Genomic DNA, 13,994 nt, shown 5'->3' with positions numbered 1-13,994 from the left:
TTCCACGACGGGTCGCTGTGTGACCCCGTCGTAACGGAGAAAAACATGAAACTGCCTATATACCTTGATTATTCGGCAACCTGTCCGGTGGACCCGCGTGTCGCAGAAAAAATGATGCAGTGCCTCACCATGGACGGCCTGTTCGGCAACCCCGCCTCCCGCTCCCACCGTTTCGGCTGGCAGGCCGAAGAGGCTGTCGATCTGGCCCGTAATCAAGTGGCAGAACTGATCGGTGCAGATCCGCGCGAGATCGTCTTTACCTCTGGCGCAACCGAATCCAACAACCTGGCCATCAAGGGTGTCGCCCATTTCTATGCTGGCAAGGGCAAGCACATCATCACCTCCAAGACCGAGCACAAAGCGGTACTCGATACCTGCCGTCAGCTGGAGCGTGAAGGCTACGAGGTGACCTACCTCGAGCCGATGCCGAACGGCCTGTTCACCATCGAACAGATCGAAGGCGCCCTGCGCGATGACACCATCCTGGTGAGCATCATGCATGTGAACAACGAGATCGGTGTGGTGCAAGACATCGCCGCCATCGGCGAGCTGTGCCGCTCCCGCAAGATCCTGCTGCACGTGGACGCGGTCCAGAGCGTGGGCAAGATCCCGGTCGACGTGGAAGCGCTCAAGGTTGACCTGCTCTCCATGTCCGCCCACAAGGTATACGGCCCGAAAGGGATCGGTGCCCTGTTCGTGCGTCGCAAACCCCGTGTGCGCCTGGAAGCCCAGATGCACGGTGGCGGCCACGAGCGCGGCATGCGCTCCGGCACCCTGCCGACTCACCAGATCGTCGGTATGGGCGAGGCCTTCCGCATCGCCAAGGAAGAGATGGTGAGCGAGAGCCAGCACATCATGGCCCTGCGCCAGCGTCTGTGGGACGGCATCAAGAATATCGAAGAAGTCTATATCAACGGGGATCTGGACCAGCGCGTCCCGGGCAACCTGAACGTCAGCTTCGCCTATGTGGAAGGGGAATCCCTCATCATGGCACTCAAGGATCTGGCGGTCTCTTCCGGTTCTGCCTGTACCTCCGCCAGCCTGGAGCCTTCCTACGTGCTGCGCGCCCTTGGCCTGAACGACGAGCTGGCACACAGCTCCATCCGCTTCAGCATCGGTCGCTTCACCACGGAAGAAGAGATCGACTACGCAGTCAAGCTCATCTGTGACTCCATCGGCCGTCTGCGCGAGATGTCCCCCCTGTGGGAGATGTTCAAGGACGGTGTCGATCTGAACACGGTCGAATGGGCTCATCACTGATCCCTTGCCAGCGGCAAGGGTTGGGTGAACAACAGAATTAGCAGGAGTTAGATATGGCTTACAGTGAAAAAGTAATCGACCACTACGAGAATCCCCGCAACGTGGGTGGTTTTGACAAGAATGATCCCAGCATCGCGACCGGCATGGTCGGCGCCCCGGCCTGTGGCGACGTGATGAAACTGCAACTGAAGATCAGCGACGACGGTATCATCGAAGACGCCAAGTTCAAGACCTACGGCTGCGGCTCCGCCATCGCCTCCAGCTCCCTGGTGACCGAGTGGGTCAAGGGCAAGACCCTGGACGAAGCGGCTGGCATCAAGAACACCGACATCGCCGAAGAGCTGGCCCTGCCGCCGGTGAAGATCCACTGCTCCATCCTGGCGGAGGATGCCATCAAGGCCGCCATCGCCGATTACAAGCAGAAGAAAGGTCTTTAAGGTTCGGAGAGCAGTATGGCCATAACCATGACAGATGCCGCAGCGGCACGGGTTTCCTCTTTCATGACCAACCGGGGCAAGGGCATCGGCCTGCGCCTCGGCGTCAAGACGACCGGCTGTTCGGGTCTTGCCTATGTGCTCGAGTTCGTGGATGAGCTGGCCGCCGAAGATCAGGTCTTCGAGCAGAAGGGTGTCAAGATCATCGTCGATGCCAAGAGCCTGACCCATCTGGATGGCACCGAGCTGGACTTCGTCAAGGAGGGCCTCAACGAGGGCTTCCAGTTCAACAACCCCAACGCCAAGGGCGAATGTGGTTGTGGCGAGAGTTTCAGCGTCTAAACGATGGAGCCGGCAGCCTGCTGCCGGCTCTGCCGTTCAAGGTTGATGGTGAGCAAGGCGCAAGCCTTCGAGTCTAAGGACACAGAATGAATCATTTCGAGCTGTTCGGGCTGGCACAGGGCTTCGAGCTCGATACCCGCCAACTGGCCGACACCTACCGCCAGTTGCAGACCCAGTTCCACCCCGATCGTTTCGCCACCGCCCCCGAGCGGGAGCAACTGGCCGCCGTGCAGCGTGCCGCCCAGATCAACGACGCCTTCACTACCCTCAAGTCCCCCCTGCGCCGGGCCGAATATCTGCTCTCCCTGCGGGGCACCGATATTCGTGGCGAGCAGCAGACCCTGCAAGATACCGGTTTCCTGATGCAGCAGCTGGAGTGGCGCGAGAGTCTGGCGGATCTCAAGGGCGAGGCGGATCCTGAGGGCGCCATCGAAGATTTTCGCCGCGAGATAGGGCATGATCACCGCGCCCTGATGCAGCAGCTGACCCAGAGCCTGGCCACGGGCGAGGATCTGGACGCCGCCGACTGCGTGCGCAAACTCAAATTTGTCGACAAGCTCCTCGAGGAGCTGGAACGGTTCGAAGACTCGTTGTTCGAGTCTTGATCCCCTAACGCTGGAATTGTGATTACCCATGGCATTACTGCAAATCGCCGAGCCCGGCCAGAGCGCCGCCCCTCATCAGCATAAACGTGCCGTCGGCATCGATCTCGGCACCACCAACTCCCTGGTCGCCGCCGTGCGCAGCGGTCAGGCGGATACCCTCTGCGACGAGCAGGGGCGCGCCTTGCTGCCCTCGGTGGTGCACTACCAGGAGGCGGCCATCCGGGTCGGCTTCGACGCCAAGCGCGAAGCGGCGCAAGATCCCCACAACACCATCGTCTCGGTCAAGCGGATGATGGGCAAGGCACTGGCGGACATCGATACCCGCCAGCAGCCCTATGAATTTGTGGCAAGCGACAGTGGCATGCCCCAGTTGCAGACCCGTCAGGGGCTGGTCAACCCGGTCCAGGTGTCGGCCGAAATCCTCAAAGCCCTGGCCGCCCGCGGCGCCGCCGCCCTCGGTGGCGAGCTCGACGGCGTGGTCATCACGGTGCCCGCCTATTTCGATGACGCCCAGCGTCAGGGTACCAAGGATGCGGCCCGTCTGGCGGGTCTGCACGTGCTGCGCCTGCTCAACGAACCCACCGCCGCGGCCATCGCCTATGGCCTCGACTCCGGTCAGGAAGGGGTGATCGCCGTCTATGATCTCGGCGGCGGCACCTTCGATATTTCCATCCTGCGCCTGCATCGCGGCGTGTTCGAGGTGATGGCCACCGGCGGCGACTCGGCGCTGGGCGGTGATGACTTCGATCACCTGCTGGCGGACTGGATCAAGGAACAGGCCGGCCTGAGTGGTCAGCTCAACGCCCGCACCCAGCGCGAACTGCTGGACGTGGCCGCCAACCTCAAGCACGGCCTGACCGATGCCGACAGCGTGCCCTGCACCTTCGCCGGCTGGCAGGGGGAGGTGACCCGCGCCCAGTTTGATGCCCTGATCCTGCCGCTGGTCAAGCGCACCCTGCAGACCTGCCGCCGCGCCCTGCGTGATGCCGGGCTCGAGCAGGTGGAAGTGTTGGAAGTGGTGATGGTCGGGGGCTCCACCCGGGTGCCCCTGGTGCGCGAACAGGTGGGGACCTTCTTCGGCCGCACCCCGCTCACCAGCATCGATCCGGACAAGGTCGTGGCCATCGGTGCCGCCATCCAGGCGGACATCCTGGTGGGCAACAAGCCGGATGCCGAGATGCTGCTGCTGGACGTGATCCCGCTCTCTCTGGGGCTCGAGACCATGGGGGGCCTCGCCGAGAAGGTGATCCCGCGCAACACCACCATTCCGGTGGCCCGCGCCCAGGAGTTCACCACCTTCAAGGACGGTCAGACCGCCATGGCCATTCACGTGGTGCAGGGTGAGCGCGAATTGGTGGCCGATTGCCGCTCCCTCGCCCGCTTCACCCTGACCGGCATTCCGCCCATGGCGGCGGGCGCCGCCCACATCCGGGTCACCTTCCAGGTGGATGCGGATGGACTGCTGTCGGTCAGCGCCATGGAGAAATCGTCCGGTGTGCAGGCAGAAATCCAGATAAAACCCTCTTACGGCCTGGCGGAGGAGGATATTCTAAGCATGCTGAGCGCCTCCATCGCCAATGCCCAGCAAGACATGGATGCCCGCATGCTGGCGGAGCAGCAGGTCGAGGCGGATCGGGTGGTGGAGAGCCTCAATGCCGCCCTGGCTGCCGATGGCGAGGCTCTGCTCAATGCCGCCGAGCGCGCCGAGATCGATGCCGCCATTGCCCATCTGCTGGCCATGCGTGCCAGCGGCACAACCAATCAAATCAAAGATGCCATCGAGGCGGCGGATGCTGCCAGTGGCGAGTTTGCGGCCCGTCGCATGGATGCCTCCATTCGCAAGGTGCTGACCGGCCAAAACGTCAACAAGGTGTAATATGCCAAAAGTGATCATTCTGCCTCACCCCGAACTCTGCCCGGAGGGTGCCGCCCTCGAAGGACAAGTCGGTGAGACCATCCTCGACATCGCCCTGCGCAACGGCATCGAGGTCGAACACGCCTGCGAGAAGTCCTGTGCCTGCACCACCTGCCACTGCATCGTGCGTGAAGGCTTTGACTCCCTCGAGCCGAGCGACGAGCTGGAAGACGACATGCTGGACAAGGCATGGGGACTGGAGCCGGAGTCCCGGCTGAGTTGCCAGGCCCGTCTGGCGGATGAGGATCTGGTGGTGGAGCTGCCCAAGTACACCCTCAACCTCGCCTCCGAGCGCCATTGATGTGCCGTTAATTACACATGAGTGAATTGCACGTGCAGCATCGGGCGGTGCAATGATGATATGGTGAAGGCCGACCCTCTCGGGGGACGGCCTTTTTTGTATGCCCGCATTCCCCAGGTTGAACGACTTCGATCGAATAAATAGTGCCGAGAAAAGGAAGCAAGCTAAATGGCAGAGAAGATGAAAGTCCTGTTGTCCACCGACGCCGCCGCCGCCCACTGGGGCGAGGGGGCATCACTCAGTTTCAGCGGCGATGAGGCCCTGATCCACCTGGGAGCAACCACTCAGGAGAAGGAGGTGCTGCGCCTCATCCAGCGCGCCGCCCGCCGCCTCGAATCGAGCGGCATCAAGCGGGTCGAGTTGGCCGCCGGGGGCTGGGATCTGGAGCGGCGGTACGCCTTCTCCCAGGGCTTCTATGCCGCCAAGGGAGAGCGGGTGCTGGCGTTTGGTGAGCAGGATGATGCCGAGGCCGCTGAGCTGGCGGCCCTCATCAAGGCGACCCGCTGGGTGCGCGAGGTGACCAATGGCTGCCCCGAGGCCATCTACCCCATGAGCCTGGCGGAGTCCGCCCTGCTGCTCATCCGCGGTCTGGCGGGGGACAGTGTCACCGCCCGCATCACTGCCGGTGAGGCGCTGCGCGAGGCCGGCCATATCGGGATCTGGTCCGTGGGCCGAGGCAGCGAGCGGGAGCCCGTGCTGCTGGAGCTTGACTACAACCCGACCGGGGATGCCAACGCCCCGGTGACGGCGGCCCTGGTGGGCAAGGGGATCACCTTCGACTCCGGTGGCTACTCCATGAAGTCCTCCGACAACATGCTGCCGATGAAGTCCGACATGGGGGGCGCCGCCATGGTGACCGGCGCCCTGGCGCTGGCCATCAGCCGTGGCTTGAACAAGCGGGTCAAACTCATCCTCTGCTGCGCCGAGAACCTGGTCTCCGGCCACGCCTTCAAGCTTGGCGACATCCTGACCTATCGCAACGGCATCTCGGTGGAGATCCAGAACACGGACGCGGAAGGTCGCCTGGTGCTGGCGGACGGTCTGCTGGCCGCGAGCGAGAGCGGCGCCGCCTATATTCTGGACGCCGCTACCCTGACGGGCGCCGCCAAGACGGCGCTGGGCCGCGACTACAACGCCGTGTTTGCCCTGGATGAGGCGGAGCAGGTGCGTGCCCTGGCCGCCGCCCGGGCAGAAAACGAGAAGGCCTGGGCCCTGCCGCTGGAACCCTGGCATGCGGGCCAGCTCATCTCGGCCTTCGCCGATCTGGGCAACGTCGCCTCCGCCGAAGGCACTGCCGGTGCGACCACCGCGGCGGCCTTCCTGTCGCGCTTCGTGCGCGGCGAAGGGCAGGGCTGGGTGCACCTGGATCTGGCTGCCTCCTACCAGAAATCCGGCAACGATCTCTGGGCCACCGGCGCCAAGGGTCATGGCCTGCGTACCATCGCCCGCTGGTTGCAGGAGGTGGCTGAATGAACATGAGTTTGTACTGCGGGTGGAGCCCTGAAGGGCATTCCATGCTGGCAGGCCGGGCCTGCGCATCCCTGATTGTCCCAGGTTGAAGGAGAAGGCGGAATGAACATCTGGCTGAGCCGTGAATTTGCCGCCCCCGAGTGGGGGGAGGGCGCCCTTTTGTCCCACCGTGCCGATGGTGCCGTGATCCATCTGGTGACCGCCAGTCCCTTGCTGGATATCCAGCAGGCGGCCCGTCGTCTGTGCAGCCAGGGGATCCAGAAGGTGGCCCTGTGCGGTCACTGGGAGCGCGAGCAGCAGTGGGCTTTCGCTCAGGGTCTGCAGACCCCCAAGGCCGAGGTGGAACTGCAATGGGCCACCTCGTCCGAAGAGGACAGGGAAGAGCTGGAGGCGCGCTGGCTGTGCGGGCGCTGGGTGCGGGAGGTGACCAACGCCACCCCGGAGCAGCTGGGACCGCTGGATCTGGCGGTGGAGGCGGCAGCCTTCATCACCGAACTGGCACCGGATCGCGTCAGCCACCGCATCCTCAAGGGAGAGGCGTTGCAACAGGCGGGCTGGGTCGGCATCTACCAGGTCGGCCGCGGCAGCGATCGCGAGCCCGTGCTGCTGGAGCTTGACTACAACCCGAGCCGGGATCCCAAGGCACCGGTGGCCGCGGCCCTGGTGGGCAAGGGTATCACCTTCGACTCCGGCGGTTACTCCATGAAAACCTCCCAGGGCATGCTCACCATGAAGCATGACATGGGGGGGGCCGCCATCGTCACCGGCGCCCTGGCGCTCTCCATCCTGCGGGGGCTGGACAAGAGGGTGAAGCTCATCCTCTGCTGCGCCGAGAACCTGGTCTCCGGCCATGCCTACAAGCTGGGTGACATTCTCACCTACAAGAACGGCACCACGGTGGAGATCGTCAACACCGACGCCGAGGGGCGTCTGGTACTGGCGGATGGCCTGCAGCTCGCCGGAGAATCCGGTGCTCCCCTCATCATCGATGCCGCCACCCTGACCGGGGCGGCGGTGATGGCGCTAGGGGGGCGCTACAATGCCCTGTTCGGGCTGGACAAGGGGCTGGTGAGCCGGGCCATGGCCTATTCGGATGCAGAGCAGGAACCGGCCTGGCCGCTGCCGCTCGAACCCTGGCATCGCCAGCAGTGCCCGTCCCACTACGCCGACACCGCCAACAGCCGACCGGTGCCAGGGGGCGGCCCGGGCGGGGCCTCCAACGCGGCGGGTTTCCTCTCCCGCTTCGTGCCGGGCGAGGGGCAGGGGTGGCTGCACGTCGACCTTGCCGCCTGTTTCAGCGACAACGGCGACAGCCTCTGGGCACCCGGAGCAAACACCCTGGGAATGCGCACCATAGCGCACACCCTGCTGGCGGAGACTCGCTAAGTAGCATGACGTATCGCAAGGGCACCGGAAGGTGCCCTTTTCCATGGCGCCGGATAAATGAGCGATAGCGTCACTTTTAACTGGTTAAGCAAGCTATCGTGCGCAAGCGCACATTTTTTCCTGCTGCCCTGGGACAAGATGAGTCACCATGTTGTTTCAAAGAGGCATTTGTTTAATAAAAAGTTGCTTTTTTGTGTGTTGTTTCGGTTTTTGTTTACGTATAATCGCCGCCGAACATGGATTCCTACAATAAAACTCTGTAGTTAAGGAAAGAACTCAATGGCTATCGAACGTACCTTCTCTATCGTCAAGCCGGATGCGGTCAGCAAGAACCTGATCGGCGCCATCTACAGCCGCTTCGAGAGCGCCGGTCTGAAAATCGTCGCCGCCAAGATGCTGCACCTGACCAGCGAACAAGCCGCCGGTTTCTACGCCGAGCACCAGGGCAAGCCTTTCTATGACGGCCTGGTGGCCTTCATGACTTCCGGCCCCGTCATGGTACAGGTGCTGGAAGGGGAAGAGGCGATTCGTCGTCATCGCGAGATCATGGGCGCCACCAATCCGAAAGAGGCCCTGGCCGGTACCCTGCGTTCCTGCTACGCCGAAAGCATCGATCGCAACGCCGTCCACGGCTCCGACGCCCCGGCCTCTGCCGCCCGCGAAATCGCCTACTTCTTCTCCGAAGGGGAAATCTGCCCCCGCGGCTGATTGTCACCCAAGATCATCAAGGGAGCCTCGGCTCCCTTTTGTTTTTTGGTCATTTGCGCCATATCCACTTATTCTCCAGGTGGAAAGCCAGACCCATTATTTGTACAATGCCGCCCCCTGACATCGGTCAGCCAATAATTTATGAAGTGTGTGAGCTGAGGCCCTTGATGAGCGCAACAAAAACCAACCTGCTGGATCTCGATCGGGATGCCATGCGTGCCTTCTTCGTCGAACTGGGCGAGAAGCCGTTCCGGGCAGATCAGATAATGAAGTGGATCTATCACTTTGGTTGTGATGATTTCGATCAGATGAGCAACGTCAACAAGGCGCTGCGCGAGCGTCTCAAGACCATCGCCGAGATCCGCGCCCCCGAGGTGAGCCGCGAGCAGCGCTCCACCGATGGCACCATCAAGTGGGCCATGCAGGTGGGGGATCAGGAGGTGGAAACCGTCTATATCCCCGAGGCGGAACGCGCCACCCTGTGCGTCTCTTCCCAGGTGGGCTGTGCCCTGGCCTGTACCTTCTGCTCCACCGCTCAGCAAGGCTTCAACCGCAACCTGAAAGTTTCCGAGATCATCGGCCAGGTCTGGCGCGCCGCCAAGATCGTGGGCGGCAAGCGTCCCATCACCAACGTGGTGATGATGGGTATGGGTGAGCCGCTGCTCAACCTCGCCAACGTGGTACCGGCCATGAAGCTGATGATGGATGACTTCGGTTTCAGCATCTCCAAGCGCCGCGTGACACTCTCCACCTCCGGCGTGGTACCGGCTCTGGACATGCTGGGTGACCAGATTGACGTGGCGCTGGCGATCTCCCTGCACGCACCGAACGACAAGCTGCGCTCCGAGATCATGCCGATCAACGACAAGTACAACATCGAGGACTTCCTCGCCGGGGTACGCCGTTATCTGGCCAAATCCAACGCCAACGGCGGTCGGGTGACCGTGGAGTATGTGCTGCTCGATCATATCAATGACGACATGCAGCATGCCCATGAGCTGGCCAAGGTACTCAAAGACACCCCCTGCAAGATCAACCTGATCCCGTTCAACCCCTTCCCGGGCAACCCGTTCGGCAAGCCGAGCAACAGTCGCATCGACCGTTTCTCCAAGGTGCTGATGGAATATGACCTGACCGTCATCGTGCGCAAGACCCGCGGGGATGACATCGATGCGGCCTGTGGCCAGCTGGTGGGGGAGGTGATTGACCGCACCAAGCGCACCATGAAAAATCGGATGCAACAGGATGGGATTTCCGTCAAAATGGTTTAACCGCTAAGCCATTGTATAGTCAGGGAATGGATATCCGTACATTGATCATAGTGGCAGCGCTCAGCGCGCTGCCCGGCTGTGTTACCGAAACCACTTACGCTGGCCAGAATTCGACCCAGCGCGAGGTGGGCCCCGATCTCAAGGCGGCTGCCCAGACCCGCCTCGATCTGGGTATCCAATATCTTCGCCAGGGCAATGCCGAACAGGCAAAGTTCAATCTCGACCGCGCCCTCCAGTACGATCCCGGCAATCCTCAGGTCTATATCGGCTTCGCCTACTTCTACCAGCAGGTGGAAGATTTCAAGGCGGCCGAAGAGAGCTACAAGAAGGCGCTCTCCATGGATCCGTCCAATGCTGACGCGATGAACAACTACGGTGCCTTCCTGTGCAACCGTGGCCGCTTCGATGAGGCGGACAAGGCATTCCTGCAGGCGGTCAGCCAACCGGATTACGTCAAGATCGCCGATACCTACGAGAATGCGGCGCTCTGTTCACTGCAAAATCATAGAAATGATAAGGCTGGCGAGTACTATCGTCTGGCCTTGGGGTATAATCCCCGCAATCCAAGGTTATTGCTGGACATGGCCGAGCTTTCCATGAAAGATGGCAAGCTGCCTGATGTGCAGTCTTACCTCGTGCGCTATGCCGATGTGGCAGAAGAGAACGAGGAGAGCCTCTGGCTCCGGCTGCGGCTGGCCCAGGCCATGGACAAACCGGCATTACTTCACCAATTCGGGACTGAGCTGGTAAGGCAATATCCCACTTCGCAACAAGCCAAGCGTTACTTAGCCAATGACTACTGAACAGCCACACGATTCTCAAGACGACTCCCAGGCAGTGGGCCCAGGCCAGCTGCTGCGCAACGCCCGTGAACAGCTCGGCTGGACGCGAGAGCAGGTTGCGTCCCGCATTCACCTTCGTCTGACCCTGATCGCCGCCATCGAGGCGGATACCTACGACAAGCACACCTCCCACACCTTCATTCGCGGCTACCTGCGCGCCTATGCCAAGCTGGTGGGGATCCCGGAAGAGACCATTCTCTCGGCCTACGAACGGCTGGGTCTGACGCCGCCGGACAACATCGACATGCAGAGCTTCTCCCGCCGCTCCCGCCAGCAAGCCAACGACAGTCGGCTCAAGGTCGTGACCTGGCTGGTGATCCTGGTCTTGATCGGGCTATCCATCGCCTGGTGGTGGCAGAGTACGGCCCGTCGCTCCGCCGGTGAAGAAGCCCTGGCCGCCACCGAAATAAGTGCAACAGAACAGGCCCCCAATGACAGCCTCACGCCTCCCACCGTGGATGTGGCTGCCCCTGAGCTGCCCGCCGCCTCTGATGCGGTAAGCACCGAGGTAACCGATGTCGCCGTGAGCGGCGCCGTCACCACGGATCCTGTGCTGGCCGATGCGGGCAATGCACCGAGTGCCGCACAGGGCACTGAGGTGGTGCCAGCCGCAGCCGCGACCACGGCCCCCGCAGACGAGGCCGCGATCGAGTCGGCCGGTGTGTCCCAACTCAAGCTGAGCTTCACCGCCGACTGCTGGCTGGATGTCAAGGATGCCAACGGCAAGACCCTGTTCAGCGGTCTGAAGAAGGCGAATGACGAACTGGTGCTGGAAGGACCCGAGCCACTCAAATTCATCATTGGCGCGCCCATGGCGGTCAATCTCGAATACAAGGGCAAGTCCTTCGACATGAGCCGTTACAACAACGGCCGGACTGCTCGCTTCTCACTGCCGCAGGAGTAATCAGTCCGTCATGTCCGCTCACGAATCCCCGATTATTCGCCGCAAATCCAAGCAGATCATGGTCGGCAAGGTGCCGGTTGGGGGCGATGCCCCCATCACGGTCCAGACCATGACCAACACCAAGACCACGGACGTGGCCGCCACCGTCGAGCAGATCCAACGGATCGAGCGGGTGGGGGCGGATATCGTCCGGGTCTCGGTGCCGACCATGGAGGCGGCGGAAGCCTTCAAGCTCATCAAGCAGCAGACCAATATCCCCATCGTCGCCGACATCCACTTCGACTACCGTATCGCCCTGAAAGTGGCGGAGTACGGTGCCGACTGCCTGCGCATCAATCCGGGCAACATCGGCAACGAGGAGCGGGTGCGCGCCGTGGTCGACTGTGCCCGCCACTACAACATTCCGATCCGCATCGGGGTCAACGGTGGCTCACTGGAGCGGGACATCCAGGAGAAATACGGCGAGCCGACTCCGGAGGCCTTGCTCGAGTCGGCCATGCGCCACGTGGACTACCTGGATCGCCTCAACTTCGACAACTTCAAGGTCAGCGTCAAGGCTTCCGACGTCTTCCTGGCGGTCGGTGCCTATCGTCTGCTGGCCAAGCAGATCGATCAGCCCCTGCACCTTGGCATCACCGAGGCGGGCGGCTTTCGCGCCGGCGCGGTCAAGTCCGCCATCGGCCTTGGCATGCTGCTGAGTGAAGGCATCGGTGACACCCTGCGCATCTCCCTGGCCGCCGATCCGGTGGAGGAGGTGAAGGTGGGCTTTGATATCTTGAAATCCCTGCGCATTCGCGCCCGCGGCATCAACTTCATCGCCTGTCCCTCCTGCTCCCGTCAGGAGTTCGACGTGATAGGCACGGTCAACGCCCTGGAAGAGCGGCTGGAAGACATCATCACCCCCATGGATGTCTCCATCATCGGTTGTGTGGTCAATGGTCCCGGCGAGGCGCTGGTCTCCGATCTCGGCCTGGCCGGGGCGGCCAACAAGAGTGCCTTCTACGAGGGAGGCCAGCGGGTCGACCGGCTCAGCAACCAGGATCTCATCCCCGTGCTGGAGCGCCGCATTCGCGCCCGGGCGGCCATGCTGGATCCGGCCAACCAGATCCCGCTGGACAAGGGTTGACTCACCAACGTGTTGCAAAGTGGGGCCACCTGAGGTGGCCCCGGCTTTAGGTAGTTGATTTTACACCCCGCATCCGGGCACCCTGATTTTACCTCGGGGTCGAAAATCCCTATAATGCGGCCCAAATTCACGTCTTTTTCTCGAGTAGCAACGTGGCAAAACAGATCCAAGCAATTCGCGGTATGAATGATTGCCTGCCGGAGCAGAGCCCGGTATGGCAGAAAGTGGAACAGATCCTGCGCCAGGTCGTGGCCAGCTATGGCTACAGCGAAGTGCGCATGCCCATCGTCGAACAGACTCATCTGTTCAAACGCGCCATCGGTGAAGTGACCGATGTGGTCGAAAAAGAGATGTACACCTTCGAGGATCGCAACGGCGACAGCCTGAGCCTGCGCCCCGAAGGCACCGCCAGCTGTGTGCGGGCCGGTATCGAGCACGGCCTGCTGTATAACCAGGAACGCCGGATGTGGTACATGGGTCCCATGTTCCGTCATGAGCGTCCCCAGAAGGGCCGTTATCGCCAGTTCCATCAGTTCGGGGTCGAACTGTTTGGCATCAACGGGCCGGATATCGACGCCGAGCTCATCATGCTGACCCACCGCCTGTGGCGCCTGTTCGGCATCCAGGATCACGTGACCCTGCAGCTCAATACCCTGGGTCAGAGCAGCGAGCGCGCCGCTTACCGCGATGCCCTGGTCGCCTACCTGGAGCAGTACAAGGATCAGCTGGACGAAGAGAGCCAGCGCCGCATGTACAGCAATCCGCTGCGGGTGCTCGACTCCAAGGACGAAACAGTCCAGGCCATTCTTGTGGGGGCGCCGCGCCTGTTCGATCACCTGGGGGAGGAGAGCCTGGCACACTTCGAGGGCCTCAAGCGTCTGCTCACTGCCGCCGGTATCCAGTTCGAGGTGAACGAGCGTCTGGTGCGCGGCCTTGACTACTACAACCTGACCGTGTTCGAGTGGGTCACCAACAGTCTGGGTGCCCAGGGCACCGTCTGCGCCGGTGGCCGTTACGATGGCCTGGTGGAACAGCTCGGCGGTCAACCGACCCCGGCGGTAGGCTTTGCCATGGGGATGGAGCGTCTGGTGTTGATGCTCGAAACCCTGGAGCTCAACGGCGACATTCGCCCGGCGGTGGATGTCTATCTCGCCATGGTGGGTGAGCAGGCCGAGCAGGCTGGCTTCCAGCTCGCCGAGCGGCTGCGTGACGCCTTGCCTTCCTTGCGTCTGATGAGCCACTGCGGTGGTGGCAACTTCAAGAAACAACTCAAGCGTGCCGACAAGAGCGGCGCGGCCATTGCCCTGATCCTCGGTGAGACCGAGGTGCAAAACGGGGAGATCACCATCAAGTATCTGCGTGGCCAGGCCGAGCAACAGACCCTCAAGGTCGATGCCGCCATCGCCCTGCTGGCAGCTAAAGGAGAGTAA

14 protein-coding genes are annotated in these 13,994 nt (G+C 62.1%); all 14 read left to right on the top strand.

Going from position 1 to position 13,994, the window contains the following annotated elements:
• Positions 1 to 45: 45 nt before the first annotated feature.
• The 14 genes from ACW5W7_RS04880 (at position 46) to hisS (ending at position 13,994) form a co-directional block, all read left to right on the top strand.
• Positions 46 to 1,260, top strand: coding sequence for an IscS subfamily cysteine desulfurase (locus ACW5W7_RS04880; RefSeq protein ID WP_349918092.1), 1,215 nt, complete (start codon positions 46 to 48; stop codon positions 1,258 to 1,260).
• Between the two features lie 53 nt (positions 1,261 to 1,313).
• Complete coding sequence (gene iscU, locus ACW5W7_RS04875; RefSeq protein ID WP_005299770.1) at positions 1,314 to 1,697, top strand: Fe-S cluster assembly scaffold IscU; 384 nt, start codon at positions 1,314 to 1,316, stop codon at positions 1,695 to 1,697.
• Positions 1,698 to 1,712: 15 nt separating this feature from the next.
• Positions 1,713 to 2,036, top strand: coding sequence for an iron-sulfur cluster assembly protein IscA (gene iscA / locus ACW5W7_RS04870; RefSeq protein ID WP_456500939.1), 324 nt, complete (start codon positions 1,713 to 1,715; stop codon positions 2,034 to 2,036).
• 86 nt (positions 2,037 to 2,122) lie between these two features.
• Positions 2,123 to 2,641 carry a co-chaperone HscB gene (gene hscB / locus ACW5W7_RS04865; RefSeq protein ID WP_456500938.1) on the top strand — a complete coding sequence of 173 codons (519 nt, stop codon included), beginning with the start codon at positions 2,123 to 2,125 and terminating at the stop codon, positions 2,639 to 2,641.
• Between the two features lie 28 nt (positions 2,642 to 2,669).
• Positions 2,670 to 4,517: a Fe-S protein assembly chaperone HscA gene (gene hscA, locus ACW5W7_RS04860; protein ID WP_456500937.1), complete on the top strand. Its 1,848-nt coding sequence runs from the start codon at positions 2,670 to 2,672 to the stop codon at positions 4,515 to 4,517.
• A gap of 1 nt (position 4,518) precedes the next feature.
• The gene (fdx, locus tag ACW5W7_RS04855) at positions 4,519 to 4,857 is read left to right on the top strand and encodes an ISC system 2Fe-2S type ferredoxin (RefSeq protein ID WP_349918088.1); all 339 of its coding nucleotides are present in this window, start codon (positions 4,519 to 4,521) and stop codon (positions 4,855 to 4,857) included.
• A 168-nt stretch (positions 4,858 to 5,025) separates the two neighbouring features.
• Positions 5,026 to 6,330 carry an aminopeptidase PepB gene (pepB, locus tag ACW5W7_RS04850; protein WP_456500936.1) on the top strand — a complete coding sequence of 435 codons (1,305 nt, stop codon included), beginning with the start codon at positions 5,026 to 5,028 and terminating at the stop codon, positions 6,328 to 6,330.
• 99 nt (positions 6,331 to 6,429) lie between these two features.
• Positions 6,430 to 7,713, top strand: coding sequence for an aminopeptidase PepB (pepB, locus tag ACW5W7_RS04845; RefSeq protein ID WP_349918085.1), 1,284 nt, complete (start codon positions 6,430 to 6,432; stop codon positions 7,711 to 7,713).
• A 279-nt stretch (positions 7,714 to 7,992) separates the two neighbouring features.
• Complete coding sequence (gene ndk, locus ACW5W7_RS04840) at positions 7,993 to 8,421, top strand: nucleoside-diphosphate kinase (RefSeq protein WP_456500935.1); 429 nt, start codon at positions 7,993 to 7,995, stop codon at positions 8,419 to 8,421.
• A gap of 167 nt (positions 8,422 to 8,588) precedes the next feature.
• Entirely contained in the window at positions 8,589 to 9,692 is a 1,104-nt protein-coding gene (locus ACW5W7_RS04835; protein ID WP_349918081.1) for a bifunctional tRNA (adenosine(37)-C2)-methyltransferase TrmG/ribosomal RNA large subunit methyltransferase RlmN, read from the top strand.
• Between the two features lie 11 nt (positions 9,693 to 9,703).
• A complete protein-coding gene (gene tapF, locus ACW5W7_RS04830) occupies positions 9,704 to 10,495 on the top strand; it encodes a PilW family type IVa pilus biogenesis/stability lipoprotein TapF (protein ID WP_349918079.1) in 792 nt (263 codons plus the stop codon).
• Positions 10,485 to 11,438 carry a cytoskeleton protein RodZ gene (gene rodZ, locus ACW5W7_RS04825; RefSeq protein ID WP_456500934.1) on the top strand — a complete coding sequence of 318 codons (954 nt, stop codon included), beginning with the start codon at positions 10,485 to 10,487 and terminating at the stop codon, positions 11,436 to 11,438. The genes tapF and rodZ overlap by 11 nt, the downstream gene beginning before the upstream one ends.
• A gap of 10 nt (positions 11,439 to 11,448) precedes the next feature.
• Complete coding sequence (gene ispG / locus ACW5W7_RS04820) at positions 11,449 to 12,564, top strand: flavodoxin-dependent (E)-4-hydroxy-3-methylbut-2-enyl-diphosphate synthase (RefSeq protein ID WP_349918077.1); 1,116 nt, start codon at positions 11,449 to 11,451, stop codon at positions 12,562 to 12,564.
• Between the two features lie 152 nt (positions 12,565 to 12,716).
• A complete protein-coding gene (hisS, locus tag ACW5W7_RS04815) occupies positions 12,717 to 13,994 on the top strand; it encodes a histidine--tRNA ligase (RefSeq protein ID WP_349918075.1) in 1,278 nt (425 codons plus the stop codon).

Source organism: Aeromonas intestinalis (assembly GCF_054052485.1).
The sequence above is the reverse complement of the archived record's forward strand: the minus strand, read 5'-3'. Positions and strand labels throughout refer to the sequence as shown.

Coding starts and splice junctions, on each gene's coding strand:
- ACW5W7_RS04880 (WP_349918092.1), top strand. CDS start 46: ATGAAACTGCCTATATACCTTGATTATTCGGCAACCTGTCCGGTGGAC.
- iscU (WP_005299770.1), top strand. CDS start 1,314: ATGGCTTACAGTGAAAAAGTAATCGACCACTACGAGAATCCCCGCAAC.
- iscA (WP_456500939.1), top strand. CDS start 1,713: ATGGCCATAACCATGACAGATGCCGCAGCGGCACGGGTTTCCTCTTTC.
- hscB (WP_456500938.1), top strand. CDS start 2,123: ATGAATCATTTCGAGCTGTTCGGGCTGGCACAGGGCTTCGAGCTCGAT.
- hscA (WP_456500937.1), top strand. CDS start 2,670: ATGGCATTACTGCAAATCGCCGAGCCCGGCCAGAGCGCCGCCCCTCAT.
- fdx (WP_349918088.1), top strand. CDS start 4,519: ATGCCAAAAGTGATCATTCTGCCTCACCCCGAACTCTGCCCGGAGGGT.
- pepB (WP_456500936.1), top strand. CDS start 5,026: ATGGCAGAGAAGATGAAAGTCCTGTTGTCCACCGACGCCGCCGCCGCC.
- pepB (WP_349918085.1), top strand. CDS start 6,430: ATGAACATCTGGCTGAGCCGTGAATTTGCCGCCCCCGAGTGGGGGGAG.
- ndk (WP_456500935.1), top strand. CDS start 7,993: ATGGCTATCGAACGTACCTTCTCTATCGTCAAGCCGGATGCGGTCAGC.
- ACW5W7_RS04835 (WP_349918081.1), top strand. CDS start 8,589: ATGAGCGCAACAAAAACCAACCTGCTGGATCTCGATCGGGATGCCATG.
- rodZ (WP_456500934.1), top strand. CDS start 10,485: ATGACTACTGAACAGCCACACGATTCTCAAGACGACTCCCAGGCAGTG.
- ispG (WP_349918077.1), top strand. CDS start 11,449: ATGTCCGCTCACGAATCCCCGATTATTCGCCGCAAATCCAAGCAGATC.